We start from the raw sequence: 26,053 nt of genomic DNA, 5'->3' as shown, positions 1-26,053 counted from the left end.
CAATTACCCCCTCAAAAAAACAGAAAATCGCCAGCTAATACCAATTTTAAAAAAGAATGCAACAGTGTTCTTGTCCCCCCCCTTTACAAGGGGGGGCTAGGGGGGGTCGAAGAGTGTTGCACGATTTTAGAAAAATGGTATAACAATCATTTTTTCGGCCGTTAGATGGGTTCCCAGACTCTTCGACAGTAACCGGTTACAACCTTTCAAATAAAACAATGGTAAGGTGCAGGTTGCACACCCTACAGATCGAGTTTGCGTGTCTGGGAGTATCCTTTTTATTTTCAAGCAGCAAACGACACGAATAGAGATGCAATACCGATCGCGATCGCACCAATCCCCATCACAAAAGACCAGAAACGGTGATAACTGCTAACCGTCGTACCGCTATCGCTTTCAACCCGAATCAAATCCATCCAAGGTGCGACACCCCGGCGGAACCAACCCAAAGCGCTAACATCCATACCAATCAAACTTTTAACCCGTTTCATCCCAAACAAAAAATTACCAATCGGCCCAAAACGAGAAGCATAGCGCAGATAAATCATTCCCGTTTTGTCTTGCAATTTTAGATCGGAACCAAACGCATAACCCGCGTCGCCGCGACCAATTAATTCGCCTTGCAGTTTCGCAGGTTGACCGCGCAAAGGACTTGCATAGGGGTCAGACATTAAGGTTAAAACATCTAATTGTTCTGCTTGTGCGTAATTGGGGAACATTACCAAAGCTTTAAGCAAAATTCCCGCACCCAAACCGATCAAAGGACAAGCAACTATCATCATCGGATTCGCAGCAGACAGCGAAATGCCGATCGCAAAACCCACCGCCAATCCCAGAGTTTCCGCACTGTACAGCAGCAAATCGAACACAAAATTGCCGTACAATTTCCGCTTGCTCAAATTGCGGCCTTCCCCAACAATTTTGCCCATATCAAACTCAATATTCAAGCCCAATTGTTCTGCGTAGGTACTCAAAGCGCGAACTCGCTTACCAGTTAGCGGGTGAGTTGAATTCAACTCCATCCACCAACCCCACGGATTGAACATATCCCACAGAAACACTCGCCCAATTTTTTCGGGTTCCGAAGAAATCCGGTAAGCAGTGCCGGTAGAAGTAGCAGCTTTCGCATCGTAAATGCCTAAAGCGCGAGTTCCTTCTAACAAGCGGCTGGGTTCCGTTCCTCTTTGTCCTTCTTCCAAAATACCGTAAGCAATTTTTACCAAAGCGCGGGATAAAGCGTTGGGATTTCCAGTAGTTTCGGCGGCAAAATGGTCGGCAAAATATTCTCGCGTCCGCGACAAATACAGCAACAAATAAGTGCCGGCGATGTAAAATAAATAAGCAACTGCAGCTACAGTACCCGCCGCATCTTTAGCTTTGTCGCCACCCTTACGACCTAGCCTTTGAGCTGTTGTGTAAATTAAGTAAGTAATTTGTACCAAAGTCGAAGCTAAAGTCATTACTGCAAAGTCCCAGTGGACGATGTGACCGAGTTCGTGGGCGTAAACAGTGGCAATTTCTTCGTCGTCTAAATAAGTAAAAAGACCTTGACTGACGACTAAGCGAGCGCTGTTAGGAAAGGAACCGTAGGTAAAAGCAGTGGGGTTTTGGTCGTCGATAATTCCTAACCGCGGCTGAGTCAGTTTTTTCTGTTTGCAAACCTTCTTAATAACTTTTGCTGTTTCGGGACTGAGGTTTTCAATTTCTGCTAGGGAAACCCAGCGAGTATTGTACAGCCAATTTTGGGTTAAGTCCATCAAGTAAGGCGATAGAAAAAAAGCTGCTATGTTAAAAATTAGGGTAATCGGAAGTGCGATCGCCAATCCGGCGACTGGAGCTGGGCTGTTGATAATGAAAACCGTGGCTAAGGATAGCGCCAACACCATACCAAACAGCATGGTGATGGTAACGCCGGAAGCTAAAAAGAGGTTGCCGCCAGTTTTCTGTATTAATTTAACGCCGGCTTTGGGCGATCGCCCTGCCTTGCGTAAAGGAGCTTGAGATGGCATAATAATCTCCAAAGGTTATTGACAAATGGTAATCGCCGTGGGATTTTATCTATACTTCACTGTTTTAACCTGTCAGTACGGATCGCGGTAAGGAGTCTCAACAAAAATATATAATTTCGTCTGTTTTTTTAAGATTGAAAACCGCCCGCTAAATTTATTTGTGGGGATTCAATTCTCAACTCAAAACCGAAAACTATTTAAAACTTACTGCTATGTCGATTATTGAAATTGCCCAAAAAACGCGCGCATCTGCTAGAAAATTGGCAGTTTTGTCCGCCGGTGCTAAAAATCAAGCGATTGAGGCTATTGCTAAAGCTTTAGAAGCTGCTGCTGCGGATATTCTAGCGGCGAATGCTGCTGACTGCAAGGCGGCCCAGGCGGATGGAATTGCGAAACCGCTGTACGATCGCCTGAAGTTGGATGAGAGCAAGTTGCAAAGTGCGATCGCGGGCGTGCGAGATGTTGCCAAACTCCCAGATCCGATCGGTGCCGTCCAAATCCACCGCGAATTGGACACAGGATTAATCCTAAAGCGCGTCACCTGTCCTTTGGGCGTTTTAGGCATTATTTTTGAAGCGCGTCCAGAAGCCTTAATTCAGATAGTATCCTTGGCAATCAAATCCGGCAACGGCGTTATTCTCAAAGGCGGCAAAGAAGCAGTCCGTTCCTGCGAAATCTTGACAGAAGTCATCCATCAAGCATTATCAGAAACAGCGGTTAATCCCGCAGCCGTGCAGTTGCTCACCACGCGGGAAGAAACAATCGAACTGCTGAAAATGGATGAATACGTAGATTTAATTATTCCCAGAGGTTCTAATTCCTTCGTGCGGTTCGTGCAGGAAAATACCCGGATTCCCGTCTTGGGACACGCCGACGGAATTTGTCATTTGTACGCAGACAAAGCAGCGGATATTCAGAAAGCTGTAGAGATTTCTGTAGATGCCAAAACTCAATATCCCGCCGCCTGCAATGCCATTGAAACTATGTTAGTTCACAGGGAAATCGCCCCCATTTTCCTGCCCGCTGTCGCCCAAGCTTTGCAGCAGAAAAAAGTCGAATTGCGGGGAGACGAACCAACTCGCCGCATCTTAGCAAATATTGCAGAAGCGACAGAAATAGATTGGTCTACAGAATACAGCGATTTGATTTTATCAATCAAAATAGTAGATTCTGTAGAAGAGGCAATTAATCACATCAATACTTACGGATCGAGACATACAGATGTGATTGTTACCGAAGACAGCGAAGCGGCCGAAACTTTTTTAAATGCAGTCGATGCAGCCGGAGTTTATCACAATTGTTCGACTCGATTTGCTGACGGTTTCCGCTACGGTTTCGGTGCAGAAGTGGGGATTAGCACGCAGCAAATGCCGCCTCGCGGGCCTGTTGGTTTAGAGGGTTTGATTACCTATAAGTATCGAGTTGTTGGAGACGGCCATATTGCTGCGAGTTATGTGGGGAAAGATGCGAAGGAATTTACTCATCGGGACTTGTAAGATACAATAGTGCGATCGGGGCGATCGCACTATTGCCCATTCACAAATTATCGATCGCACTGCTATACTTAATCTATACCCTTCGCAATCGTGCCCGGAGGCAAAAAATGTCTGCTGCAATTACCATTAACCCCTATGAAATTAGGCAAATATCCCAACCGGATACAGTAAGTCAGTCCAGGTTGCGATCGATCGCCCAAAACACAGAGGCTCTAGCAACCAGGGCGAACGCATATAAATTTTATGTTAACAGAATGTGGTATATTGGAGCAGAATTATTGAGTATCCACAAAAGATTTAATTAGAGTTTACCATTCTGTAACTCAAACCTCAAATTACCATTTCCGACCATTTTTTATACTTAAAATATGCCAGAATTGAGCCGAGGAAACATCATCAATTAATTGATATTATCACCCTCTCAATTTGTGCCGTGATTTGCGGTGCTGATACATGGGTGGATATCGAAAGTTACGGGTTCTTCTAAATACGAACGGTTAAAGACAATTTGAGAATTGCCGAATGGCATCCCGACCCATGACACAATGGCGCTCCTTCTTTTCTCGCCTCAAACCTGAGCAATTTCAGCAATATTTTTTGAGTTGGATTCAATCTATTAGCTGCTTCAAAGAGAGGAGAAGTAATCGCAATTGATGGCAAAGCTCTTCGCCATTCTTACTCTTGGGAGGAGACAAAAAAGCGATTCATATGCTCCGTGCTTGGGGAACCAGTCAAAGATTAGTTTTAGGACAAGTTAAAGTCGATCAAACATTAATAAAATCACAGCAATTCCGGCTTTACTAAAAGTATTAGAATTAAGTGGAAGCATTGTCACCAAGCTATGCGATGGGCTGTCAAAGGTCAATTGTGAAGTCAATTCTCGAACAAGGAGGAGATTAGATAATCACCTTAAAAAAAATCAACCCTCCCTGTATGCCAGAATAGAAGCGTTGTTTAAACAAACAATTAGACAAGGGTTTTCAGGCTTGACACCTGCAGCTTATTCGACAAAAAAAGAGAACAATCACTGTCGCTCATAAATCTGACATCACAACCATGTTAAGTGACATCAAAGAGCAGATATAGCCCGACAATTAATGGGAGAAGCTTTATAGTATAGGTCTGATAGAATCCGTAAGAATAGTCAAGAGAAAAACAACTATTAAAACTCGTTATTATCTTAGTAGTTTACCCAAGGATGCTCAAAAATTTGGTGAATCAGTCCGCAGCCATTGGGGAATTAAAAATTTTTTACCTTGGGTATTAGAGGTGGGTTTTCGTGAAGATGATTGTCGGGTTATAAAAGATAATGCTCCGCAAAAATTTGCCATCCTTAGACACATCTCACTCAATCTTTTGAGTCAAGAAAAAACCTCAAAAACTGGAACAAAGAATAAGCGACTTCGAGCCTGGTGGGATGATGACTATTTGACTAAGATTCTCGCTGTTGCAGTTAACTAAATTATCACGAATAACAACTCATTAATAACTATTATACAACTTGTAAAAAGTGGTTGTAATATTTTATTCTCTCAAAATTTACCTTAGGTAAAAACCACCATTAATCAGTTCCTATTTTATCTAAAAAGTGATTACAAAACCTGTCTGTAGCTTCTTTGAATGGTGAATTTATTCACCACTGATGAACAGTGTTCAATAAGATGCGTTCCCCCTGTGCCATAAGGGAGGACGCATAGGGTTTTTTCTTTCTTCCTGATGGTGAGAATTTAACAGGCTCTTCAATTGACACATCATATCTGCCCGGTTTTGTCAATGTCTAATACTGTACCGACGCCCTAGGAAGAAAATAAAATCAAAAACCCGGTTTTTTTTGCCTCAAAGCGACTTACTTTGTCGCCAAACAAACCTTACCTGTGAAGTCACCTAAAAAACGCGAATAAAGTTCAAAAATCAAGCAAAAACAACAGTACGATTGCCATAAACCAAAACACGATTTTGTAAATGATATCGCACCGCCCTTGCCAAAACAACTCTTTCTAAATCTTTACCTTTGCGAACTAAATCCGACACTGCATCGCGATGACTCACGCGCACAACATCTTGCTCAATAATTGGGCCAGCATCTAGATCCGGCGTAACATAATGAGCTGTTGCACCAATGATTTTTACCCCTCTTTCATAAGCCCTTTCATAGGGATTTGCCCCTATAAATGCTGGTAAAAATGAATGGTGAATATTGATCACGTTGGGAAATTTTATCATAAAATCTTGACTTAGAATTTGCATATACTTCGCCAAAACCACTAAATCTATGTTATAAGTTTTAAGAACTTCCAACTGTCGTGCTTCTTGAATAGCTTTATTGTCTTTAGTGATGGGAATATACTCAAAATCTATACCGTATTGTGCAGCAATAGGTTTTAATTTTTCATGATTACTGACGATCAGCGGAATTTCACCCCAGATTTCTTGAGAGCGCTGCCGCCAAATCAAGTCTAACAAACAATGATCTTGACGACTTACCCAGATCGCAATCCGTCTAACTTTTGAGGAGAAATGTAATTGCCAACTTGCTTGTAAATCCTTGGCAAGTTCACTAAAAGCTGGTGTAATTTCTTCGGTTTTTAAATCGAAATCGTCTAATTGCCATTCCAGACGACTTAAAAACAATCCTGCGGTAAAATCAGTATGGTGATCTGCATGAATAATATTGCCATTATGGGAAGCGATAAAATTAGCAAGTAAGGCGACAAGTCCTTTGCGATCGGGACAGGAAATTAAAAGGGTTGCAGTAGCGTTAGTCATGGTAGAATTACAAAAAGTTTAAGTTTTTAATCTCACTTGATTGTATCAGGATCAGCGTGATATGGCGATCGCCTATCATTAGTTATCTCATGTTACCTCGTTCCCAGGCAGAGCCTAGGAACGCTGATGCTTTGGCTCCGCCTCGTCTTAACTATCTCAAAAACCCTTGATTGCCACAATCGGAAGAAGTAGATACCAAGTAATATATTCCGAGAACCAACCGCACTTTGTCACTGTACAGTTATCAACTAGATTCTTGTATTCATTCAGCCAGACATAGTACAAATAGTCTTAAACTTCTTAAGTTTTATGTAACGGGAGAAGCGCTTGGCTTTACAGGGTTACGTGCTGATGGAAAAACATTTGCATTTAATCGTAACTTCTTCAGAACTGTCAACGCAAATAAGGAATTTTAAATCATTTACTGCTCCCTCCATAATTGACTTGCTTGAAAAAAATAAAACTACCAACATCCTAGAGAAACTCGAATTCTATAAAAAACTACACAAAAAAGACCAAAAATATCAGCTATGGCAAGAAGGGTTTCACCCACAAGCTATTTTGAACGAGGAAATGCTGTTGCAAAAATTGGAGTATTTACAATAATCCTGTAAGGCGCAGCTATGTGGAAGCTCCAGCTTATTTGAGATATTCTAGTTATCGCAATTATCTCGATCGCGATGGATTGTTGGTAGTTGATTTGATTGATTTTTGAGTCGGATAATTTATTTGAACGAGCGATGCAGAGCCAAAGCATCTGCGTTACCAGGCAGAGCCTGGAAACGAGGAATATCTAAAAACCCAGGATTTAATTACCAGCTAAAATCTCTTCGAGTGCTAATTTTAGCGTCGGATACTGATATTGAAAACCGCTAGCTAAAGTTTGTTTTGGCAAAACTTTCTGCCCTTCCAAAACAACTTTAGCACCGTCTCCCAACAGCAATTCTAAAGCAAAACTTGGCACGGGCAACCAAGAAGGCCGATTTAAAACTTCCCCTAAAGTTTGACACAATTCATTCATCCGCACCGGATTCGGTGCTGTGGCATTCAAAACGCCTTGAACTTGCGGATTTTCCAAAACGTACAAAATTAAATCAACCACATCCTCGCGGTGAACCCAAGAAAACCACTGTTTTCCTGTGCCAATTGGGCCGCCAGCAAATAGTTTAAAAGGTGGCAGCATTTTAGCCAGCGCGCCTCCCATTCCCAAAACTATTCCCAGCCGCAAAATTGCTAGCCTCGTACCGGCATTTTTTGCAGGTTGGGCCGCTGTTTCCCACTCTTTGCAGACTGTTGCTAAAAAATCGTTTCCCGCAGGGCTGTTTTCGTCAAACTCGGCGGTTTCGCTGGTGCCGTAATAGCCGATCGCCGATGCGCTAACAAACACCGATGGTTTAGGATTAGCATTGACGATCGCCTCTACCAATTTTTCCGTCGTCAGTTTGCGGCTGTCCAAAATCGCCTGCTGGCGCGCCGGAGTCCACTTTTCCTCCGCAATCGGCACCCCAGCTAAATTGACAACAGCGTCGCAGCCCGCGATCGAGTTTTGCCAATCACCAGACTCCGCCGGAGTGTAGGCGACAACTTCCAAATTCGGATAAGCTGAAGCCGGAAAAACTCGCCCAGCCTTCGCCGCATCCCTGCTCAAAACCACCGCTCGATGTCCGGCGGCTTGCAGTTTCTCCACCAGCCGGCTACCTACAAATCCCGTTGCTCCCGCGATCGCTACTTTCATCTTTCTTCCCGCACTTGATATCAACAGCAGTTTACACGATCGTCCAAACTTGTTTTGGATTATACAAAATTGACAGCCCCCTCGATCGCCTCCACACCAGCCAACTAGATTTTCATTAAACTGATAAAGGATGCGAGAATCAAAAACAATGCCTGCAAAAAAACCAAAGCTTCTAATTGCTGCCGCCGCCGTCGCAGCAGGTAGCGCCGCGGTCTACTTTTACTTCCAGGGTTTGAGCCAACAAATATCAAACCCTCAAGAAAGCGCCAAAGTTGTACCCGACGAAGCAACGATGGCCGCCTTCATCTCCCCCAATCCCCAAGCGCTGGCTCAGTTGCAGCAATTTGGTACTCCGGGCGCTCAAAAATTGGTCGATCAGGGTTTGAAGGCCTTTCAAGAACAAAGCTTGGCAGGCACTCAAATCGACTTTGACAGGGACTTAAAGCCGTGGTTGGGGGGGGTGATGGTCGCTTTGCTGCCGCCTGATGCGGAGGCCAAAACCGACCCTCCTGAACTGCTGGTTGTAGTCAGCGTGAAAAATAAAATTAGCGCTTGGAATTTTGCGAATAAATTAAAATCTCAGCAAGGTGCAACAATTCAAGAAACTGAGTATAAAGGAGTGAAAATTTCGGAAATTGCAGAGCCAACCGGCAAGCGCTACAGTGTGGCTTTGCTGAACGACCAATTAGTTATGGCTCCTTTGAGAAAGCCTGTGGAATTGGCGATCGACACTTTTAAAGGAGCACCCTCCCTCGCTACCCAGCAGAGTACAACTAAGTTTTTTTCCGAGAGTGCTGGGGTAAAGAATCCGATCGCAACTATTTACATTGCTGATTATCCAGCCTCCATGCAGCAGTTGAAAGCTAATTTGCCCGATGATTTGCAACCGCTTTTGACAGTGATGCAGCAGTTCAAACAAGTCAAGTCTTTGGTTGCGGGAATAGGGGCGGACAGTTCGGGATTGAGGGTAAAAACCATCGCTCAGCTAGCTCCTCAATTACCTGAGAAAAATTCGCCAACCCCGTCGAAATTGTTGTCGAGATTTCCCGGCGAAACTATTGCTTTAGTCGGCGGTAAGGGACTGGATAAAATTTGGTCGCAGGCGACGGCAGAGGCAAAAGATAGCCCGGAAGTCGATCGGGGTATTCAGCAGGTTCGCAATAGTTTTAAGCGGTTGGATTTGGATGCGGATCGCGATGTTTTTGGGTGGATGAATGGGGAATTTGCGATCGGGGCGATCGGTTCGGATCGAGGTATTTTGTCTCAGTTGGGGATGGGGGTGGCGATGATTTTTGAAACTAGCGATCGCCCAGCAGCAGAAGCCACCCTCGAAAAACTCGATGCGATCGCCAAAAGCAATCCCACAGTCAGCGTCGCCTCCAGACAAGTGCAGGGAAAACAAGTCACAGAGTGGCAAATACCCCAGCAAGGCAGTTTATTCGGGCACGGTTGGTTGAATGAAAATTCTGTGTTTGTCGCTTTCGGCGGCCCTTTAGTCGATGTCATCACGACAGCGCCACCGCAACCGCTAAGCAGCAGTCCGAGTTTTCAGGCGATCGCCGCTTCTTTACCGCCAGCCAACCAAGGTTACTTTTACATAGATATGGAAAAAACTATGTCTTGGGCCAACCGTTATTTGCTCGCAGTACAGCCCAATTTAGTTTCGCCACCAGTGGCTGATTTGCTCAATTCTCTCCGAGGAGTTAGCGTAGCGACAACTTCGACAGAACCGACAACTGCTAAGCTTGAAATGCTGTTTGCCTTAAAATCTGACAATTAGGCGATCGGGAATCGGGAATCGGGAATCGGGAATCGGGAATTGGTAATTGGCGATCGGTAATTGGTAATTTTTCTATCCATTAAATCCGTGGAGCGAATCCGTTGCCCAACTTCTTTTGATCCGTTACATCCCGTACACTGCTTCTTCCCTCGGACTTCTTCCCTCTTCCCTCGGACTTCTTCCTTCTTCCTTCTTCCCTCTTTCTTCTTCCTTCTCAAAAAAAAGTTGCTGCCTCTCCAGGGAGGGCAGCTACTCAAATAAAGCATTTTAATGTCTCTCAAAACTTTTAGATTAACCTTCAGACATTCCCGACTTATTCGGCAATTGCAAGTCATCGGGATCTACATAATGACAAACTGCTTTGTCCATACAAATCAAGGCCCAGCCGGATTTATCGATGCTCATCAACTTGTAAGAAGCTGGCTGAATAAAGAAACCTTTGTGGTTGCGGGTGGCAGGTTTGATGTTAACGTGGCTGTCATTGCTCATGTCGTTACAACTCCTAGTATTTATTGTAGTCAATTCTCAAAACCGCTGAGCCGGTTTGTCGATCGTCTAAGTTTTAAAATACTAACACTGCCTTTCTGAACTTTCCATAAAGTTATTTATTGATTTATTGCGAAATCGTAATAAATTACCAACCCTATTTCCTTGATCCCCGCTAAATAATCGGCTGTTATAGGTTTTTACGGCTCTAAAAGCCACTGCTTGACACGGGCGAGACTCTTCCAGTCGGGTTTTCTGCTTAATCCTTCTTCAAAATTTTTTTTCACTTCGTCCAGCAACTCTTCCGAAGCCATCAGAAGTTGCTGAGCGACTTCTACGTGGGGACGCACTCCTTTTTCTTTGAGGTCGAGGATCGCGACTGCCAGGTTGATGCGAGCTTGGGGGTCGTGAGGGTTCAGTTTAACGGCTGTTTTGGCGGCCTTTTGAGCAGATGTGGGTTTATTTTCCAAGAGGTACAGCCACGAGAGGCTAGCCCAGGCGTTGCCATTTTTGGGAGCTTTTTCGCACACTTCTTTGAACACGGGGATCAGATTGGCAGGGGCTTCGCCAGCTTGGTAGCGATCGAAACCTTCTTTAAACAATTCTTCTGGAGTCATGCGATTTGAGATTGAGAATATGAGATTGGGAATGTTGGATCGATCGAACAGGGCATGGCACAATTAATAACTTTCGGTGCCACGCCCTATTTTAAGTTTAGGTAGAAAAAGAACTACCGCAGCCGCAAGTCTGAGTAGCGTTGGGGTTGGTAAACTTAAACCCGCCCCCGATCATGGCATCGCTGAAGTCTAGCACCAAGCCGTAGAGATAAAGAATGCTTTTGCGATCGCACACTACCTGAAAACCATCGTAGTCAAACACCTCATCGTCGGATTTCACAGTGCTCGGGTCTGCGAAGTCCATCACGTAAGACATACCAGAACAGCCGCCCTGGCGCACCCCTACCCGCAAGCAGAGGTCTGTACCTTGTTTTTCTCGAAGAGCTAAAACTTGACGGACAGCAGAGTCCGTCATTTGAATCCCTCGCTTTTGTGAAATGGCTTGAGTCATAATTTGCCGAACTCCTGAGACTGTCTAATGCTAAGAGTTTAATCTTATCCCTCTATTGTACAGGGAATTAGTCAGTAGTCGGTTGGCAGGAAAGCAGTTGGCAGGAAAGCAGTTGGCAGGAAAGCAGTTGGCAGGAAAGCAGTTGGCAGGAAAGCAGTTGGCAGGAAAGCAGTTGGCTGTTGGCAGGAAAGCAGTTGGCAGGAAAGCTGTTGGCAGGAAAGCTGTTGGCTAATAACCAGTAACCAGTAACCAGTAACCAGTAACCACTAACCAGTAACCAGTAACCAGTAACCAGTAACCAGTAACCACTAACCACTAACCACTAACCACTAACCAGTAACCACTAACAACTAACCAGTAACCACTAACCACTAACCACTAACCACTGCCAACAGCCAACTAACCACTGCCAACTAACCACTGCCAACTACCAACAGCTTGATGTCCTCTCCCCCCATAGGGTTTATGATTGAGAAGCAGCGGTTGACCGGCTATCGGCACCGCAACAATGCTTCACCCAACGGGCTTACTCTATGGCAGCGCTGAATCGCTCTACTCTTCGTCGGTTACAAAACTTACCTCAAATTCCCAGCGTGTGGGAGGGCGACCGCCGACCCTTATCTAATGCTGACTCGCACATGATGCTAGAGGACGACAACGATCCCGAAGCTGGTGGCGAGTGCATTCTCTGGGTGGACGGCTCTGAAGGCGTCGTGAGGGCTATGGACGTGGTAGGGCCAGATGCCGGCCCGGAGGCGATCGTCCGGGCTCTGCTGCGAGCAATGGAACATCCCCAAAGTCCGGCTCCCGCAGTCCGCCCCCAAAAAATAGTAGTCAAAAACCGAGAAATTCAATTTTACCTGCGCGGCGTACTTCAAGATTTGGCAATTTCCATTGACTACGTACCGGAATTGCCCCTAATCGACGAAATCTTTCGGGGAATGGAAGAGGTCGCTGTGAATCGACCTCCCGAATTACCCCCTCAGTACGCCGAAGTTCTCATGGAAAAAGCCGCTCAAATTTGGCATGATGCTCCGTGGCGGACTTTGAGAGAGCACCAAATTATATCTATTGAAATCAATCAGTGGGATGTTGCCAGCCTCTACGTGTCTGTATTGGGACAAGGCAGAATGGACTACGGAGTTTTGCTGTACCGTTCTCTAGAATCCTTGAAGCGGTTTCGAGAGCGAGTCGTCAACGATGAATCTTTTGAAGATTTAGAACAGGCTTTTTTAGGACAGGACTGTTTGTTTCTCACCTTTGAAAGTGCAGCCGATTTTGATGAAGATGATGAAGACGAGGAAATTGATTTAGCCGATTTGCCTCCATCGGAAATTGAACCGAACTTTGGTAATTTGCATCCTTTAGAAGGATTGCGATCGATTCTTTACGAAGAAGAAGCTCTGACGATGTTAGTTGCTCTCGAAGCATTTCACCGCTTTTTCCGCAACAGTCGCCGGAAATTGGGAGCAGATACATTTCCCACTCTCAGCAGCCGCTACCGCATCCCCGTTCCGCAGCCTGATGGAGAAATTCAGCAGATATCCGTTAAAGTTTCGACAATGCCCGAGGTATCTGTCGAATTATTAGAGATGCTCGACGATGACGATGATGATGAGGATGATGAATTTGAAATGCCACTGTTGCGGGACGATTTGGTGCCGCCAAATTCATTCTTGAGTCTCGGTGTCGTACCTTGGCAAACGGTAGAGTTTCTGCGAGGAAATGCCCAGTTTCACCAAAGTGCAGAAGTTGATATTAATGCCGACGGAGACGGTTTGCCTGTGGTGATGATCCAAACTTCCAATCCGAAGGCAAAAACTATGATTCAGGATTTGAAAGAAGCTGGAGGGGTCAAGGCAATTTGTTTTAATCCGGGCGAAGATCCTTTTCAAGACGAGCAGTACGATTTGGGTATTTTGCAAGCTCAAAATGGAGAACTCTATTTATTTGGGGAGTTTAATGAAAACGACCCGGTGCATCAGGAAGCTCGCAAAAAATGGGAGCGCCGCTGTCAGTTAACGAACGGTTGGTGCGGTTTGGTGATTGCTAAAGGCTTGATGGGTGCTTCTCGCGGTCAGCCTCAATTTAAGGATATGATCGCTTTGTTTGAGGTGCGCTGGGTATCTGCTAAAGACCTGGGAATTGGCCCGCTTGAGTTGATGCCGATGTTTTGAAGGAAGAGGTGATATTTGATGGTTGATGGTTGATAGGAAAAGTTGATATAGCCTTTCGAGCGAAAGATGAGGTACTGTCGGCAATAGGGCATAGGCCATACCTCACTTTTTTGAGAAAGGCTATATCAGGAATAAGGAAGAAGAAAATGTAAAAATAGTTATGTATGGTGCAGCGCACCATAGTTGTTTAATTCTTAGATTTCTCAAAACTAGAAAATTGTTGTGGTCAAATACTATAAATTATAGGAATGAGAGTTTAATAATTTAAGTGATTGCTCGTTACTAAACCCTTCCTGGTAATTGTTCTGGGGCGATGAAGAGCCTCCTTCGATGTTGCAATTTACGGGAGAGAGGACTGTAGGATTTGCTGAAGTTATTAAGTTTTCGATTCTTAGTTGTTTTGACCGCGAGGAGATGAGAGGTCTATTAAATGATATTAAAAAAAATAACCAAGAAACGCAGCGATTAGTAGGTGTAAATTATGAGTATAGAGCATAATTAATAGAACTCTGTACCCAACTATATCAAACAATCTTCCCCGCAGATCCAGACATCCCCGCAATCCGCAACGCCCCGGAATTCAAGGGATTAATTCCGCAGCTCAAAAACCGGCTGCAAAAACCGCACATTGCCTTAATTACCGATATACCGCTGGAATTGCGGCTAACAAATTTGGCGGTGGATGGAGAGGATTTGTTGCAGGCGGTGCAGGATGGGATTGGGGGGATTGGTGCGTGATTTTGGGGGTTTCGGCACTCCGAAAGTCCGGTAGGGGTGGAAATCTGTGGCGGATTTTCGGGTTGTGCAATGCCTAAGTGCGATCGAGCAAAAACAGATACGAACAAATCCTTTAACCTACAATATTAATTCACCAAAGCCATCACGCTCGCCTCCCCCAAGACTCCCAAACCATGTCCAAGCCCAAAAAGACCACCACCAAAACCTACACCGAAATCAACCTCAGCGACCCGCAATACTACTTCAACCGAGAACAAAGCTGGCTGGAATTCAACAACCGCGTGCTCCACGAAGCCCTAGACCCCCGCACGCCCCTCCTAGAAAGACTCAAATTTCTCGCTATTTTTAGCTCAAATCTAGACGAATATTTTATGGTGCGCGTGGCGGCACTCAAGCAGCAAGTAGAAGCAAAAGTCAGCAAATTGACCTCCGACGGCAGCAAGCCCCAAGAACAGCTAGATGGCATCCACAAGCGCTTGTTGCCGATGGTTACTCAACAACACGCCTATTTTGACCAAACCCTGCGGCCGAAATTAGTAGCAAACGGCATCCACATTCTCGACTACATCGACCTCAATCAAGAACAGCGCAATTACTTGCACCGCTACTTCCAAGAACAAGTATTTCCCGTACTCACACCCTTAGCGGTTGACCCCAGCCACCCATTCCCTTTCCTTTCCAATCTCAGCCTCAATTTAGCAGTTGTTGTCAGAGACCCGAACACCCAGGAGGAATTGTTTGCCCGCGTCAAAGTACCGCAGGTTTTGCCTCGATTTTTGCAGCTACCGGGGGATTTGCAATGGCAGCAAAAAGGCAAGTCTCCTGTGTGGACGGGGGTACCTCTAGAACAGGTAATCGCGCACAATTTAGAGGCTTTGTTTCCGGGGATGGACATTCAGGAATATCACCCGTTCCGCATTACTCGCAATGCTGATTTGACTGTGGAGGAAGATGAGGCGGAGGATTTGCTGCTGGCTATAGAACAGGAACTCCGCAAGCGTCGGTTTACAGGTTCTGCGGTGCGCCTGGAAATTCAAGCGGTTATGCCGCCTGCTGTGCGAGATATGTTGAAGGATGAGTTGGATCTGGGGGAGCAGGATGTTTACGTCGTAGAGGGGCTGCTAGGCCTCAAGGATTTGATGTCTTTTGTCGGGCTGCCGGTGCCGGAACTAAAAGACCCCCCGTGGACTCCGGTGGTGCCGCCGCGCTTGCGGAATTCGCAATCGCCAGTTTTAGGCAAATCGATGTTGGATGTTGAGGATGGTGAGGATATTTTCACGACTATCCGCCAGGGAGATGTGATGCTGCACCATCCCTATCACTCGTTTGCGGCGACGGTGCAGCGGTTTATTACTGAGGCGGCGCACGATCGCTCCGTGTTAGCCATTAAGATGACTTTATACCGCACTTCTGGTGATTCGCCGATCGTCAGTGCCTTAATTGAAGCAGCGGAAAACGGTAAGCAGGTAGCCGTTTTAGTCGAGCTTAAAGCCCGGTTTGACGAAGAAAATAATATTAATTGGGCTCGCAAGTTAGAACAAGCGGGAGTCCACGTTGTTTACGGTTTGGTGGGACTCAAAACCCACACCAAGATTGTGATGGTAGTGCGCCGCGAGGACGGATTTATTCGTCGCTACGTCCACATCGGCACGGGAAATTACAACCCGAAAACGGCTGGACTGTATACTGATGTGGGTTTGTTGAGTTGTCGCGAAGATTTGGGTGCGGATTTGACGGACTTGTTTAATTATTTAACCGGTTATTCGCGGCAGATATCTTATCGAAAATTGTTGGTTGCGCCGGTCAATATGCGCGATCGATTTTTAGCATTAATCCGCCGCGAGGCAGAATTCTGTCGGTCGAATAGTGATAGCGGCATGGGTAGCTGCGGCCGGATTGTGGCTAAAATGAATGCTTTAGTTGACCCTCAAATCATTGTTGCTTTGTACGAAGCTTCGCAAGCGGGAGTTAAAATTGATTTGATTGTGCGGGGGATTTGCTGTTTGCGTCCGGGCGTTGAGGGTGTTAGCGAAAATATCAAGGTTATCAGTATTATCGGCCGCTTTTTAGAGCATTCGCGGATGTTTTATTTTTTCAACGGTGGCGACGAAGAGGTGTATATTGGTTCTGCTGACTGGATGCAGCGCAATCTTACAAGACGGGTTGAGGCGATCGTCCAAGTGGAAGATCCGATTATAGTGATGGAGTTACAAGAAATTTTGGGTGTGATGTTGGCGGACAACCGCCAAGCCTGGGATTTGCAGCCTGGGGGACACTATTCTCAGCGACGGCCGCCCGCTAATAACCCGGAGGTTAGTTCGCAACAGATTTTGATGGATATGGCGATGAATTAGTCAATAGTGGTTAGTTGTTAGTGGTTAGTTGTTAGTGGTTATTTGTTAGTGGTTAGTTGTTAGTGGTTAGTTGTTAGTTGTTGATTGTTAGTTGTTAGTGGTTAGTGGTTAGTTGTTAGTTGTTAGTAAAATTTGCAGTTAGCAGTTGTCTGTTCTTGTTACCTATTAAGCTATTGTGCATTTAATTTTCAATGTCATGGCGGGTTCTGGGGGCCACAAAATTTTTACTAACATAACTATAAAAATTAAATGCGCTGCCGTTTAGCTAACAACTGATGACTGTTGACTGTTGACTGTTGACTGTTGACTGTTGACTAACCACTAACCACTAACAACCAACCACTAACCACTAACCACTAACCACTAACCACTAATGACTAATGACTAATGACTAATGACTAATGACTAATGACTGTTAAAAGTACGCTTAAATTCTTCTAACAAATCGTCAATTTCCTCGATCGCCTGACTGACATCGATTCTCAGAGCTCCCAAGTCCGATCGGTCTAACAGCCGCACGAGAGATTCCCGCTTGATTTCGATTTCTGCTACGCGCTCTTTAATTGTCTGTGCATCCATTGTTTTTCGCCTTTGCTACTATTAACAAAAATATTTGACATTCCCCCTGCGAACAGGCGAGAATTTTTAATTCGCCGACATGGATTTCTGAGTTCGTCCTCCACTGTTCTTTATATTGTAAGTGACGAACGCGATCGGGGTTTTTGAATCTGTGTTATATTTTGATTGTACCTCAAAAAATTAGCTAAACTTCAACGCAGAAAAGGCGGACGCTTAGAATCTGCGGGTTTGTTTTTCATCACTTCAGTTAAAAATCGCTTCAGAGCTTTCTCGCGATTTTTCATAAAAGCCGACCAAAATCCCGGTTGATATTCGTCCATCGTCTTGGCTAGGGCCCAGACATCGATCGCTAAGATATTATAAAGCCTTTCATCTTCGCGTTTGAGCGAGTTAATCTGCTCTAGAACCGACTTGTTTGTTACCGCAGTTTTTCTGTCTTCGTCTTTGATCATGTCCGAAAATTGGTTGAAAGGGCAAGATGGTCGATCGCGAGTTCAAATCTCTATACTTTAATCATACTGCCGATCTCGATTGCCTTCTGGAACCCGCGCCGCACAATTTACACGGATATTTACCAGTCGCAAGGCCGCTGGGGAAAGCGGGATAAGTTTTGGCGGCGAGAGACAAGATTGTGCGCGCACAGCCCTCCCGCCCTTATTGACGCTAGCAGTTTTCGCAGGTCTTTTGGCAAAAAAACTAAATTTTTTCCATACTTTTTGCCCGATAATAATTAAAGTATCTTGTTTCTGTCGGACTACTTACCTCACGAATATGTTACGTAAAACTTCTTTAGCAAGCCTAGCCTTAGTTGTGGGCGGTATCCTAGCAGTAGTCGGTTTCTATGCCTACTTCACCGACAAACCTACCTTAAATCTAGCCGGCTTTTTTTATGGAATTCCGCTGTTGTTGGGAGGGTTGGCGCTGAAAGCAGCCGAACTAGAACCTGCGGAGTTCACCCAACCCACCTCTCCCGAAGTTCTCCTCCTGCGAGAAAGTCAAGCCACGGAGACTCAAAACCAAGTCCGCAAAGATATCACCCGATTTCGCTACGGCCAACCCGCGCACTTAGATGATTCTCTGGAGCGCTTGGGGCTAGCCCCGACAGACGAGGAACGACCCATCCTCCAAGGGTTGCGGGAAGTAGATGTGGATGGTGCTTACGGGTTAATTCTAGAGTTTTATTCGCCGCTGATACCGATCGAAGTTTGGGAAGAAAAGCAAGAAAAAATAGCTAAATTCTTTGGCCCTAGCTTGCACGCACAAGTGACTCAAAAGCCTGATGAAAAAATTGAATTGGCTTTAATTAAAAATACTGAAGCTTAAAGTATGCTTAAGTTTTGAAGGCGAAAATTTTGAAGTCAGCAAATAATAATTAATCCTGCATCCGCCCAGATACTCAATTTAGCGGCAGCTTGAAACCTGTCGCTATCAGCAAAAGCTCGATCGGCAATGGGGCGATCGGCCAAATTTGATTTTCCTTAACTACAATAATAATTGAGGAGCGATCGGCAATCTTAAATCAGGAGAAGCACAAATGGTTTCGTCCCAGAGTAGGATAGGTATTATCGGCGCCGGATCATCAGGAGTTTATCTGGCAATTTTGCTCATTCAACAAGGATTTCAAGTTACCTTGTTTGAAAAAGCACCCCATCCGCGCACCGATGGCTGTGGTATCCCGATCGTGCAAGCAGGTATGGAAGCGCTGCATCAAGGAAACCCGAAAATCACCCAAAAAATTATCGACTCAGGCGATGCTGTCAAAGTATTCGAGTTTCGCAACCTCCGGGGCGGTGTCATAAGTTCCGAACCCGTCACCTACGAAGAAAACGAACTCCCCGGAATGCTGATACACCGCAAAGCTATATTACAAGCAATCCTCGACGAATTACCCCCCAGAATGCCTTCATTTTAATACAGAATTAGCATCGATCGCCCAAACCGAGCACAGCGCGATCGCCCACTTTAAAGACGGCACTAAATGGGAAGGCCATCTGTTAATTGATGCCGATGGAATAGTTTCTAAGGTTCGTCAATTTGTGGTTCCGGGTGTAGAACTATTCTATTTAGGCGATATCGTTTGGCGAGGAATAGTCGAAGATAATAGCTTCTGTCCCGAAGGAAACTTTTTTGTGTATGTACGCGGTAGAGGAATTTATGCCAACGTCTTTCACATAGGTGGAGGGCGCACTCATTGGGGTTTCTTTATCGAAAAAGAACGCACCGACTCCGAAATCGGGAAACTGCAACCTACTAATACTACCATTCCTCCCCAAGAACTAGCAAAACTCCCAGACGATGCCAGAAAAGTGATTGAGTCAACCCCTTTAGAAAACATTGTCTGTCGTTTTTCCTACGACATTGACCCCCTACCAAAAATTTATGACGGTCGTGTTATCTTAATAGGAGATGCAGCCCACGCCAAAAGTTCCACACGCGCTAGAGGAATGACATCAGGTTGGGAAGATGGTTTGTATTTAACCAAACATCTAGCAGAGAGTGCGAATATTCCCGAAGCGCTAGAAAAATTCCAAACTGAAAGACTTCCAATAGTCCACGAATATCAACGCACTAGCCGTGAAATGAGCCTAAAAATAGGTCGCCGCTAGAAATAGCAAATAGGAGTATCCCCATGTCAGAAAATATATCTTACCCTCCTGATTTAGAAAAAGTACCGGAAATTTTCACACGTCACATTGGCACTTGGCAAGGCGAGTACATTAAAACCGATACTCGCGGACAGTTTTCTCGCAGCTTCTTCGGTAATTTTACCGTAACGATTGAAGGAAGTCACTACCGACAAGTTATACCAATTTTAAAAAAGAATGCAACAGTGTTCTTGTCCCCCCCCTTTACAAGGGGGGGCTAGGGGGGGGTCGAAGAGTGTTGCACGATTTGAGAAAAATGGTATTAATAATTACCAATACTCAGACGGTTCTCGCCTCCAGCTAAATTTTCAAGGAGAGTTTGAAAATCAGATTTTGAAACTGTCTTCTAGCAGTTATTCTGATTTTGCGGCAATTGCGTGGGATGCAGGCCAAGAAACCGTTTGCTTTCGGGCAACTAAAACCCAAGATAGCGCGCTTATTACCTTTGTTGAAACAATGACATTACTCAGCGAAAATCAGCGAGTTCGCAGCACTCAAGCCTTTAAAAACAGCATTTTTGATGGGATCTCATTTATTGAGGAAATGCGTTTGCCCTAAACAAAGTAAACACCGCAAAAAACGCCCAACTTCTCAATAGAAATATTATTTCTCTCTTTCCTCTTTCTCTGCGCTCTCTGCGCCCTCTGCGGTTCATTGCAAATAAAATTAAACTAAACAAAGTCAATCAGCATTAACAAATAAGCTGGAACGAGTAATAAAACGCTCTCCATCCGGCCCTTCCAGGGAAAAATCGCTGCCTCCGGGCCCGGATGCTACATCAATAATTAACTGCGTTTTCTTCCAATGTTCGTATTGCTGCGCTGCAATATAAAAAGGACAACCGCCGATTTTTCCTAGCAATACATCGCCATCACCGATTATCAATTCCCCGTCAGGAAAGCACATGGGAGAACTACCGTCGCAGCATCCCCCGGATTGGTGAAACATCAATTCTCCGTGCTGTGTTTTTAGGTAGTCTATTAGCTTTAAGGCGGCTTCTGTGGCTGTGACTTTGGGGATGGTTTCCATTTTAGAAGTCGGAAGAAGGAAGAAGGAAGTTCGGCAACGGATTCGCTCCACGGATGTAACGGATGTAACGGATGTAAAGGATAGAAGGAAGAAGGAAGAAGGAAGAAGGAAGTTCGGCAACGGATTCGCTCCACGGATGTAACGGATGTAACGGATGTAAAGGATAGAAGGAAGAAGGAAGAAGGAAGAAGGAAGAAGGAAGAAGGAAGAAGGAAGAAGGAAGAAGGAATTATTTATCTTAGGATTTGTACGCTGCGGCAAAGAAACCGGGTTTTTTACTTTATCTGCAGACTGCGGCGAAGGATTTTCGCAAAAACCCGGTTTCTGGATACTCGTGCGTCCAAGACTATCCTGCTTAGAAGAAGCCTAAAGCTTTGGGGCTGTAGCTGACTAGCAGGTTCTTGGTTTGTTGGTAGTGATCCAACATCATTTTGTGATTTTCTCGGCCGATTCCAGATGATTTGTAGCCGCCGAAGGCTGCGTGGGCGGGATACAAATGATAGCAGTTTGTCCACACGCGGCCTGCTTGAACGGCGCGGCCCATGCGGTAGGCGGTGTTGATGTCGCGAGTCCAAACTCCTGCACCTAAACCGTAGAGGGTATCGTTGGCAATTTCTAATGCTTCGGTTTCGTCTTTGAATGTGGTGACAGCTAATACTGGGCCGAAGATTTCTTCTTGGAAAATTCGCATTTTGTTGTTTCCTTTGAAGACTGTTGGCTGGAAGTAATAGCCTTCTTGCAAGTCGCCGGATAGGATGTTTCTTTCGCCTCCAATTAGACATTCTGCGCCTTCGGCGTGTCCGATTTTGACGTATTCGGCAATTTTTTCCATCTGGTTGATGGAGACTTGCGCGCCTAGGGCGGTTGTCGGATCTAGGGGGTTGTTTTGTTTGATTTGGCGGATGCGATCGATCGCCCTTTCCATAAATCGATCGTAGATTGACTCCTGAATTAACGCCCGCGATGGACAGGTACAAACTTCGCCTTGGTTGAAGGCAAACATCACAAATCCTTCGACTGCTTTGTCGAGAAATTCGTCGTCTTGGGCGCAGACATCTTCAAAGAAAATGTTGGGGGATTTGCCGCCTAATTCTAGTGTTACCGGGATGACGTTTTGGGAGGCGTACTGCATAATCAGGCGGCCCGTAGTTGTTTCGCCGGTGAAGGCTACTTTGGCAATCCGGGGGCTAGTGGCGAGGGTTTTGCCGATTTCGGCACCGGGCCCGTTGACGACGTTGATTGCGCCATCCGGTACTAAGTCGGCGATGATTTCCATCAGTACCAAGATTGAGGCGGGGGTGGGCCCGGCTGGTTTGAGGACTACGCAGTTACCGGCGGCGAGGGCTGGGGCGAGTTTCCAGGCGGCCATTAGGATGGGGAAGTTCCAGGGGATGATTTGTCCGATGACGCCTAGGGGTTCGTGGAAGTGGTAGGCGACTGTTGTGCCGTCGAGTTCGCCGATCGACCCTTCTTGGGCTCTGATGCAGCTTGCGAAGTAGCGGAAATGGTCGATCGCCAGCGGGATATCTGCGAGGCGGGTTTCGCGAATTGGTTTACCGTTGTCCCAGGTTTCGGCGGTGGCGAGGCGATCGAGGTTTTCTTCCATGCGATCGGCTATTTTGTGCAACACCCGCGCCCTGTCTGCTGGACTCGTCTTACCCCACTTGTCTTTCGCGCTGTGGGCGGCATCCAGTGCCAATTCTACATCCTCGGCGCTCGATCGGGGGATTTGACAAATTGATTTTCCTGTAATTGGAGACAGGTTTTCCGAATATTTCCCTTTTACGGGCGCTACCCACTTACCGCCGATAAAGTTGTCGTAACGAGCTTGAAAAATCGACTGATTGCCGGATTGAACAGGTGCTGCTACTACCATTTTATTACCTGATTTAAACTTATTTTTGCGAAGGTTTGAAATCTCTTAAATATCAACTATCGTCTATTCTTTGGGATTTCTGTCATTTTCTATACAAAATTTTACATTGTTGGTTGATTTGAGATTAAAGTATTTTCGCGGTTTCTGGGTATGGCGGATGCTCGATCGGGCTTTTTTTTTATTAACGGCAGAGAACGCAGAGAACGCAGAGCAAGAGAATAGAAAGAGAGTTTTAAAATTTATTTAAATCTGCTATTATATAAGTATAAACCTGGCAACTTATTAAAAATACCAATCAAATGCCTGCATTAAATGCCGCTGTTTTGGATTCTGATGTCGAACTTGGATCGAAGCATTTGAACGCACCGAAAATCAAGTGGTTCCGCCGCCGGCTAAAAGTTTGGGCCCGGCAGAATTTCCGGGATTTTCCTTGGCGGCATACCTGCGATCCCTACGCGATTTTAGTGGCTGAGTTCCTGCTGCAAAAAACTACTGCTGCTACTGTGGCTCCAATTTATCAGGCATTTGTCGGTCGGTATCCGACTATCTCCGATCTGGCGGCCGCGCCTGCTGCGGAAGTGGCTAGTTTGTTGCAGCCTTTGGGTCTGTTTTTTCGGGCGCAAAAGCTTCAGGAATCGGCGCGGGTGATCCGGGAAAAATATCGGGAAAATGTTCCCCGCACCGAAGCTGAGTTGCTGGAACTTCCGGGAGTTGGGAAGTACATTGCGCGATCGGTGTGTGCTAATGCTTTCGGACAGCCAAAAGCCGTGCTCGATACGAATGTTGCTCGGATTTTGCAGCGTTTTTTTGGGATTGACGGCGGCAAGGTAAAATCGCGATCGCCCGAACTTTGGCAAGCAGCAGAACGAGTCGCTCCCAAACAGCAAGTCGGGTATTGGAATTTAGGACTGCTGGACTTTGGGGCGGCAGTTTGTACTGCCAAAAACCCCCGCTGCAGCGAGTGTCCGCTGCAACAGCAATGCGAGTACAAAATTAGCAGCGAAATCAACGCTCGGCTAATTTCTTAAATTAATTAACAAATATTGTACGGCATTTGTAGGGGCTATTTTCCCAATAATTTCTGACTCACACCAACAAAAAATAAAAATAAACCCACCTTAAAACAGGCTGGTTCATGATAATTATTCGCCCTGATATAGCGGTTCTATCGCGTGGTAAGGATAGCCCTATGCCCACGGCGGCCTATGCCCTGTTCCCTAGGCCGCATAGTACCTCATACGAGAGCTAGAAAGGCTATATAGCAATCCTAAATCATTTGTGAATTTCTTACTCCCTCCCCTTAACAAAGGGAAGGTTGGGGTGGGGTCAAAAGTTTACGACTCCTGCAAGGATTGCTATATCATGTCCGCTCGATTAACTGCACCCGCGATGGGTTCGCAGTGCGGACTTCAGTCCGCACTACAAACATTTAGTTAAGTGTGCCTGAGCGGAATCTCTATCGTAAATTTAGTACCTTTTTCAGGTTCAAAAACATACTTCAACTCTCCTTTGTGCTGCTCTACAATTATCCGATAGCTGGCAGCAATTCCCAATATACTGCTGTCTTTTATAGGTTTTGTTGTCAAAAATGAATCCGAAATTTGCGCTGCAATATTTGGGCTAGTTGTCATGCCGTTATCAGCGATTTCAATAGCAATCCGCTGAGTATCTATCACCTTAGTGCCAATCACAATCATCGGCTTAAAGTTGACCGCTTCCGACTCGCCCAGCTCTTGACTCGACTCTTCTAAAGTATCGATCGCGTAATTGATAATATTCAAAAAAGCTTGATTGAGCTGACCTGCGTAACACTCAATTTGCGGCAGATTTCCGTATTGCTTTATCACCTTGATATCCCGCCTCCCCTCGCGGGCCGGTAAGCGGTGCTGCAACAATAACAAAGTGTTTTCTAAACCGTCGGAAATATCGAATAACTGCCAGCCAGAGCGATCGCTGCGGGAAAAATCCTGTACCGATAAGATAATTTGCCGGATGCGATCGCTCCCGGTTCGCATGGAACTCACAATTTTTAATAAATCGTCGAGCACGAATTCCACATCCATATCTTGCTGTTTTTGCAGAATCTCCGAGTCAGGATTTACTAGCTGTTTTTGATACAATCGCAGCAGTTCTATTAAGTCAGTAGCGTAAGTTTGGACGTGAGTGAGATTGCTGTAAATAAAAGTAATCGGATTGTTAATATCGTGGGCGATACCAGATACCAATTCCCCCAAACTAGACATTTTTTCAGTTTGCAGGATTCGATCGCCCGACAGTTGCAATTTTTGCTGAGTGCGATCCAACTCCAGCCTCAAATCTCGCGCTCGCTTCCCCGCGCGCACCCGCCCCAACAATTCCTGCTTAACTATCGGTTTAAACAGGAAATCGTCAATCAGCCCCTCCAATTCTTGAACTTCTGCAAATTGCTGTGGTGTTGTCAGCAGCACAAAATAAGTAGCCGCCAATTCTCGCTCGGCTTTCACCAACCGGCACATCTCCAACCAGTTGATTTGAGGCGAATTTCCGTCGCAAAAGATCGCATCCGGGGAGAATTCCCTCGCCAAATCTAAACCATCCTTACCGTCGAGGGCGACTCTCACTTGATGTCCCTCCCTCTCCAGTAACTCTTGCACGACTTCAAAAGTCGCAGCATCCGCGATCGTCAAAATCTTTGCCATAACACCATCTCCACAACTTATTCTTTAGGATACAGCCACTAGAATTGCCCAGAGTTTCATCACATTGGATTGTTAGCTTACGCTTCTTTTGTTAAATTCACTTATACTAGGTTTTTAGCATCTCCTAATTTTTGATTAACATAATACTGTCACCACAGTTACCAAACTCCAGCCGAGAGTCACAATCACCGCTAGCCCACTTTTATATTATAATAACAGCGGAATTTTGCTGCCAAATTTCAAACCAAAAAATAAACTTTAAACCAAGCATTTGAGACTCGCAAGACGGGAGCATCTCCTGCATTGCAATCAGCGATTACAATACGCGAGCGAGGGCGCTTGCACTATTATAGATCAATACAAAACACCGGATGCTCTCGGCTAAACTTTCTCTAGGCAGGGCTAATTAATTCTTACTAAACCCGCCAGGGAATAAATTTCCTGTCTGCAAGCGAAAGTCGTCAGTCGCCGACTAAAATACTGATTTATAGTCAGCCGCCGACGACTTGGGAGCATCTCATATTTGTAAAAAGCATTTTTTTATTGAGCGTGCTGTCCCCGCTCGCAAGTAGATCATCGCGAGGGGGGACAGCACTATAATTAAACGCAAAATACCAGATGCTCCCGACGACTTTCA

The 26,053-nt window shown here is 45.5% G+C and carries 26 protein-coding genes and 2 pseudogenes; 14 read left to right on the top strand and 14 right to left on the bottom strand.

Features of this window, described 5'->3' with window-relative positions; translation table 11 throughout:
• Window positions 1–284: 284 nt before the first annotated feature.
• On the bottom strand, window positions 285–2,009 hold the full coding sequence (locus AACV78_RS23740; RefSeq protein ID WP_194013076.1) for a zinc metalloprotease HtpX: 1,725 nt from the start codon (window positions 2,007–2,009) through the stop codon (window positions 285–287).
• A 212-nt stretch (window positions 2,010–2,221) separates the two neighbouring features.
• Here AACV78_RS23740 and AACV78_RS23735 point away from each other — a divergent pair, with 212 nt between their 5' ends.
• From AACV78_RS23735 to AACV78_RS23725, 3 genes and pseudogenes are all read left to right on the top strand, one after another.
• Window positions 2,222–3,505 carry a glutamate-5-semialdehyde dehydrogenase gene (locus AACV78_RS23735; protein WP_194013077.1) on the top strand — a complete coding sequence of 428 codons (1,284 nt, stop codon included), beginning with the start codon at window positions 2,222–2,224 and terminating at the stop codon, window positions 3,503–3,505.
• Window positions 3,506–3,612: 107 nt separating this feature from the next.
• Window positions 3,613–3,810, top strand: coding sequence for a hypothetical protein (locus tag AACV78_RS23730; protein ID WP_194013078.1), 198 nt, complete (start codon window positions 3,613–3,615; stop codon window positions 3,808–3,810).
• Window positions 3,811–3,839: 29 nt separating this feature from the next.
• Window positions 3,840–4,966 (top strand): annotated as a pseudogene (locus AACV78_RS23725) (ISAs1 family transposase).
• Between the two features lie 450 nt (window positions 4,967–5,416).
• Here the strand turns inward: AACV78_RS23725 and purU are convergent.
• Window positions 5,417–6,271: a formyltetrahydrofolate deformylase gene (purU, locus tag AACV78_RS23720; protein WP_194011024.1), complete on the bottom strand. Its 855-nt coding sequence runs from the start codon at window positions 6,269–6,271 to the stop codon at window positions 5,417–5,419.
• A 327-nt stretch (window positions 6,272–6,598) separates the two neighbouring features.
• Between purU and AACV78_RS23715 the strand changes: the two genes are divergently transcribed.
• The gene (locus AACV78_RS23715; RefSeq protein ID WP_228042430.1) at window positions 6,599–6,877 is read left to right on the top strand and encodes a hypothetical protein; all 279 of its coding nucleotides are present in this window, start codon (window positions 6,599–6,601) and stop codon (window positions 6,875–6,877) included.
• 202 nt (window positions 6,878–7,079) lie between these two features.
• On the opposite strand, the gene thyD is transcribed toward AACV78_RS23715, so the two are convergent.
• A complete protein-coding gene (gene thyD, locus AACV78_RS23710) occupies window positions 7,080–8,006 on the bottom strand; it encodes a thylakoid membrane protein ThyD (protein WP_194011025.1) in 927 nt (308 codons plus the stop codon).
• A 148-nt stretch (window positions 8,007–8,154) separates the two neighbouring features.
• On the opposite strand from thyD, the gene AACV78_RS23705 reads away from it, so the two are divergent.
• On the top strand, window positions 8,155–9,786 hold the full coding sequence (locus AACV78_RS23705; RefSeq protein ID WP_194011026.1) for a DUF3352 domain-containing protein: 1,632 nt from the start codon (window positions 8,155–8,157) through the stop codon (window positions 9,784–9,786).
• On the opposite strand, the gene AACV78_RS23700 is transcribed toward AACV78_RS23705, so the two are convergent.
• The 5 genes and pseudogenes from AACV78_RS23700 to AACV78_RS28800 all read right to left on the bottom strand — a co-directional run bounded on the left by AACV78_RS23700 (window position 9,783) and on the right by AACV78_RS28800 (window position 11,712).
• Window positions 9,783–10,052, bottom strand: a complete 270-nt coding sequence (locus AACV78_RS23700; RefSeq protein WP_194011027.1) for a hypothetical protein — start codon at window positions 10,050–10,052, stop codon at window positions 9,783–9,785. The genes AACV78_RS23705 and AACV78_RS23700 overlap by 4 nt on opposite strands.
• Before the next feature lie 25 nt (window positions 10,053–10,077).
• Entirely contained in the window at window positions 10,078–10,275 is a 198-nt protein-coding gene (locus tag AACV78_RS23695; protein WP_172187588.1) for a hypothetical protein, read from the bottom strand.
• A gap of 197 nt (window positions 10,276–10,472) precedes the next feature.
• The gene (locus tag AACV78_RS23690; RefSeq protein ID WP_194011028.1) at window positions 10,473–10,889 is read right to left on the bottom strand and encodes a tetratricopeptide repeat protein; all 417 of its coding nucleotides are present in this window, start codon (window positions 10,887–10,889) and stop codon (window positions 10,473–10,475) included.
• Window positions 10,890–10,986: 97 nt separating this feature from the next.
• A complete protein-coding gene (locus AACV78_RS23685; RefSeq protein WP_194011029.1) occupies window positions 10,987–11,340 on the bottom strand; it encodes a HesB/IscA family protein in 354 nt (117 codons plus the stop codon).
• Between the two features lie 67 nt (window positions 11,341–11,407).
• A pseudogene (locus AACV78_RS28800) lies at window positions 11,408–11,712 on the bottom strand (hypothetical protein).
• Window positions 11,713–11,873: 161 nt separating this feature from the next.
• Here AACV78_RS28800 and AACV78_RS23675 point away from each other — a divergent pair.
• Window positions 11,874–13,517, top strand: coding sequence for a DUF6930 domain-containing protein (locus tag AACV78_RS23675; protein WP_194011031.1), 1,644 nt, complete (start codon window positions 11,874–11,876; stop codon window positions 13,515–13,517).
• Window positions 13,518–14,041: 524 nt separating this feature from the next.
• Here AACV78_RS23675 and AACV78_RS23670 read toward each other — a convergent pair.
• Complete coding sequence (locus tag AACV78_RS23670) at window positions 14,042–14,362, bottom strand: hypothetical protein (RefSeq protein WP_194011032.1); 321 nt, start codon at window positions 14,360–14,362, stop codon at window positions 14,042–14,044.
• 66 nt (window positions 14,363–14,428) lie between these two features.
• Here AACV78_RS23670 and ppk1 point away from each other — a divergent pair, with 66 nt between their 5' ends.
• On the top strand, window positions 14,429–16,609 hold the full coding sequence (ppk1, locus tag AACV78_RS23665) for a polyphosphate kinase 1 (protein ID WP_194011033.1): 2,181 nt from the start codon (window positions 14,429–14,431) through the stop codon (window positions 16,607–16,609).
• A 405-nt stretch (window positions 16,610–17,014) separates the two neighbouring features.
• Here the strand turns inward: ppk1 and AACV78_RS23660 are convergent, their stop codons facing one another.
• Together AACV78_RS23660 and AACV78_RS23655 are read right to left on the bottom strand one after the other, a co-directional pair.
• Window positions 17,015–17,188: a hypothetical protein gene (locus AACV78_RS23660; protein ID WP_194011034.1), complete on the bottom strand. Its 174-nt coding sequence runs from the start codon at window positions 17,186–17,188 to the stop codon at window positions 17,015–17,017.
• Between the two features lie 191 nt (window positions 17,189–17,379).
• Window positions 17,380–17,640, bottom strand: coding sequence for a hypothetical protein (locus AACV78_RS23655; protein ID WP_194011035.1), 261 nt, complete (start codon window positions 17,638–17,640; stop codon window positions 17,380–17,382).
• A 319-nt stretch (window positions 17,641–17,959) separates the two neighbouring features.
• Between AACV78_RS23655 and AACV78_RS23650 the strand changes: the two genes are divergently transcribed.
• The 5 genes from AACV78_RS23650 to AACV78_RS23630 all read left to right on the top strand — a co-directional run bounded on the left by AACV78_RS23650 (window position 17,960) and on the right by AACV78_RS23630 (window position 20,391).
• Entirely contained in the window at window positions 17,960–18,511 is a 552-nt protein-coding gene (locus AACV78_RS23650; protein WP_194011036.1) for a DUF2854 domain-containing protein, read from the top strand.
• A 211-nt stretch (window positions 18,512–18,722) separates the two neighbouring features.
• Entirely contained in the window at window positions 18,723–19,100 is a 378-nt protein-coding gene (locus tag AACV78_RS23645) for an NAD(P)-binding protein (RefSeq protein WP_228042429.1), read from the top strand.
• A 124-nt stretch (window positions 19,101–19,224) separates the two neighbouring features.
• Window positions 19,225–19,794, top strand: coding sequence for an FAD-dependent oxidoreductase (locus AACV78_RS23640; protein WP_339383786.1), 570 nt, complete (start codon window positions 19,225–19,227; stop codon window positions 19,792–19,794).
• Window positions 19,795–19,817: 23 nt separating this feature from the next.
• A complete protein-coding gene (locus tag AACV78_RS23635; RefSeq protein WP_194011049.1) occupies window positions 19,818–20,054 on the top strand; it encodes a hypothetical protein in 237 nt (78 codons plus the stop codon).
• A 112-nt stretch (window positions 20,055–20,166) separates the two neighbouring features.
• Complete coding sequence (locus AACV78_RS23630; protein WP_194011037.1) at window positions 20,167–20,391, top strand: hypothetical protein; 225 nt, start codon at window positions 20,167–20,169, stop codon at window positions 20,389–20,391.
• A 123-nt stretch (window positions 20,392–20,514) separates the two neighbouring features.
• Here AACV78_RS23630 and AACV78_RS23625 read toward each other — a convergent pair whose 3' ends face one another.
• A complete protein-coding gene (locus tag AACV78_RS23625) occupies window positions 20,515–20,862 on the bottom strand; it encodes a DUF779 domain-containing protein (protein ID WP_194011038.1) in 348 nt (115 codons plus the stop codon).
• Here AACV78_RS23625 and AACV78_RS23620 point away from each other — a divergent pair.
• Entirely contained in the window at window positions 20,852–21,004 is a 153-nt protein-coding gene (locus AACV78_RS23620) for a hypothetical protein (RefSeq protein WP_194011039.1), read from the top strand. The two genes, AACV78_RS23625 and AACV78_RS23620, sit on opposite strands and share 11 nt — an antisense overlap.
• A 213-nt stretch (window positions 21,005–21,217) precedes the next feature.
• Here AACV78_RS23620 and exaC read toward each other — a convergent pair whose 3' ends face one another.
• The gene (gene exaC, locus AACV78_RS23615; RefSeq protein ID WP_194011040.1) at window positions 21,218–22,738 is read right to left on the bottom strand and encodes an acetaldehyde dehydrogenase ExaC; all 1,521 of its coding nucleotides are present in this window, start codon (window positions 22,736–22,738) and stop codon (window positions 21,218–21,220) included.
• Between the two features lie 299 nt (window positions 22,739–23,037).
• Between exaC and AACV78_RS23610 the strand changes: the two genes are divergently transcribed.
• Window positions 23,038–23,766, top strand: a complete 729-nt coding sequence (locus AACV78_RS23610; RefSeq protein ID WP_194011041.1) for an A/G-specific adenine glycosylase — start codon at window positions 23,038–23,040, stop codon at window positions 23,764–23,766.
• Between the two features lie 405 nt (window positions 23,767–24,171).
• On the opposite strand, the gene AACV78_RS23605 is transcribed toward AACV78_RS23610, so the two are convergent.
• Window positions 24,172–25,416 (bottom strand): sensor histidine kinase, encoded by a 1,245-nt coding sequence (locus tag AACV78_RS23605; RefSeq protein WP_194011042.1) that lies wholly within the window; start codon window positions 25,414–25,416, stop codon window positions 24,172–24,174.
• Window positions 25,417–26,053 lie beyond the last annotated feature (637 nt).

It is taken from the genome of Tychonema sp. LEGE 07196 (assembly GCF_963890365.1).
In the GTDB taxonomy this organism is placed as follows: domain Bacteria; phylum Cyanobacteriota; class Cyanobacteriia; order Cyanobacteriales; family Microcoleaceae; genus Microcoleus.
This window is presented reverse-complemented; position numbering and strand designations above follow the sequence as displayed.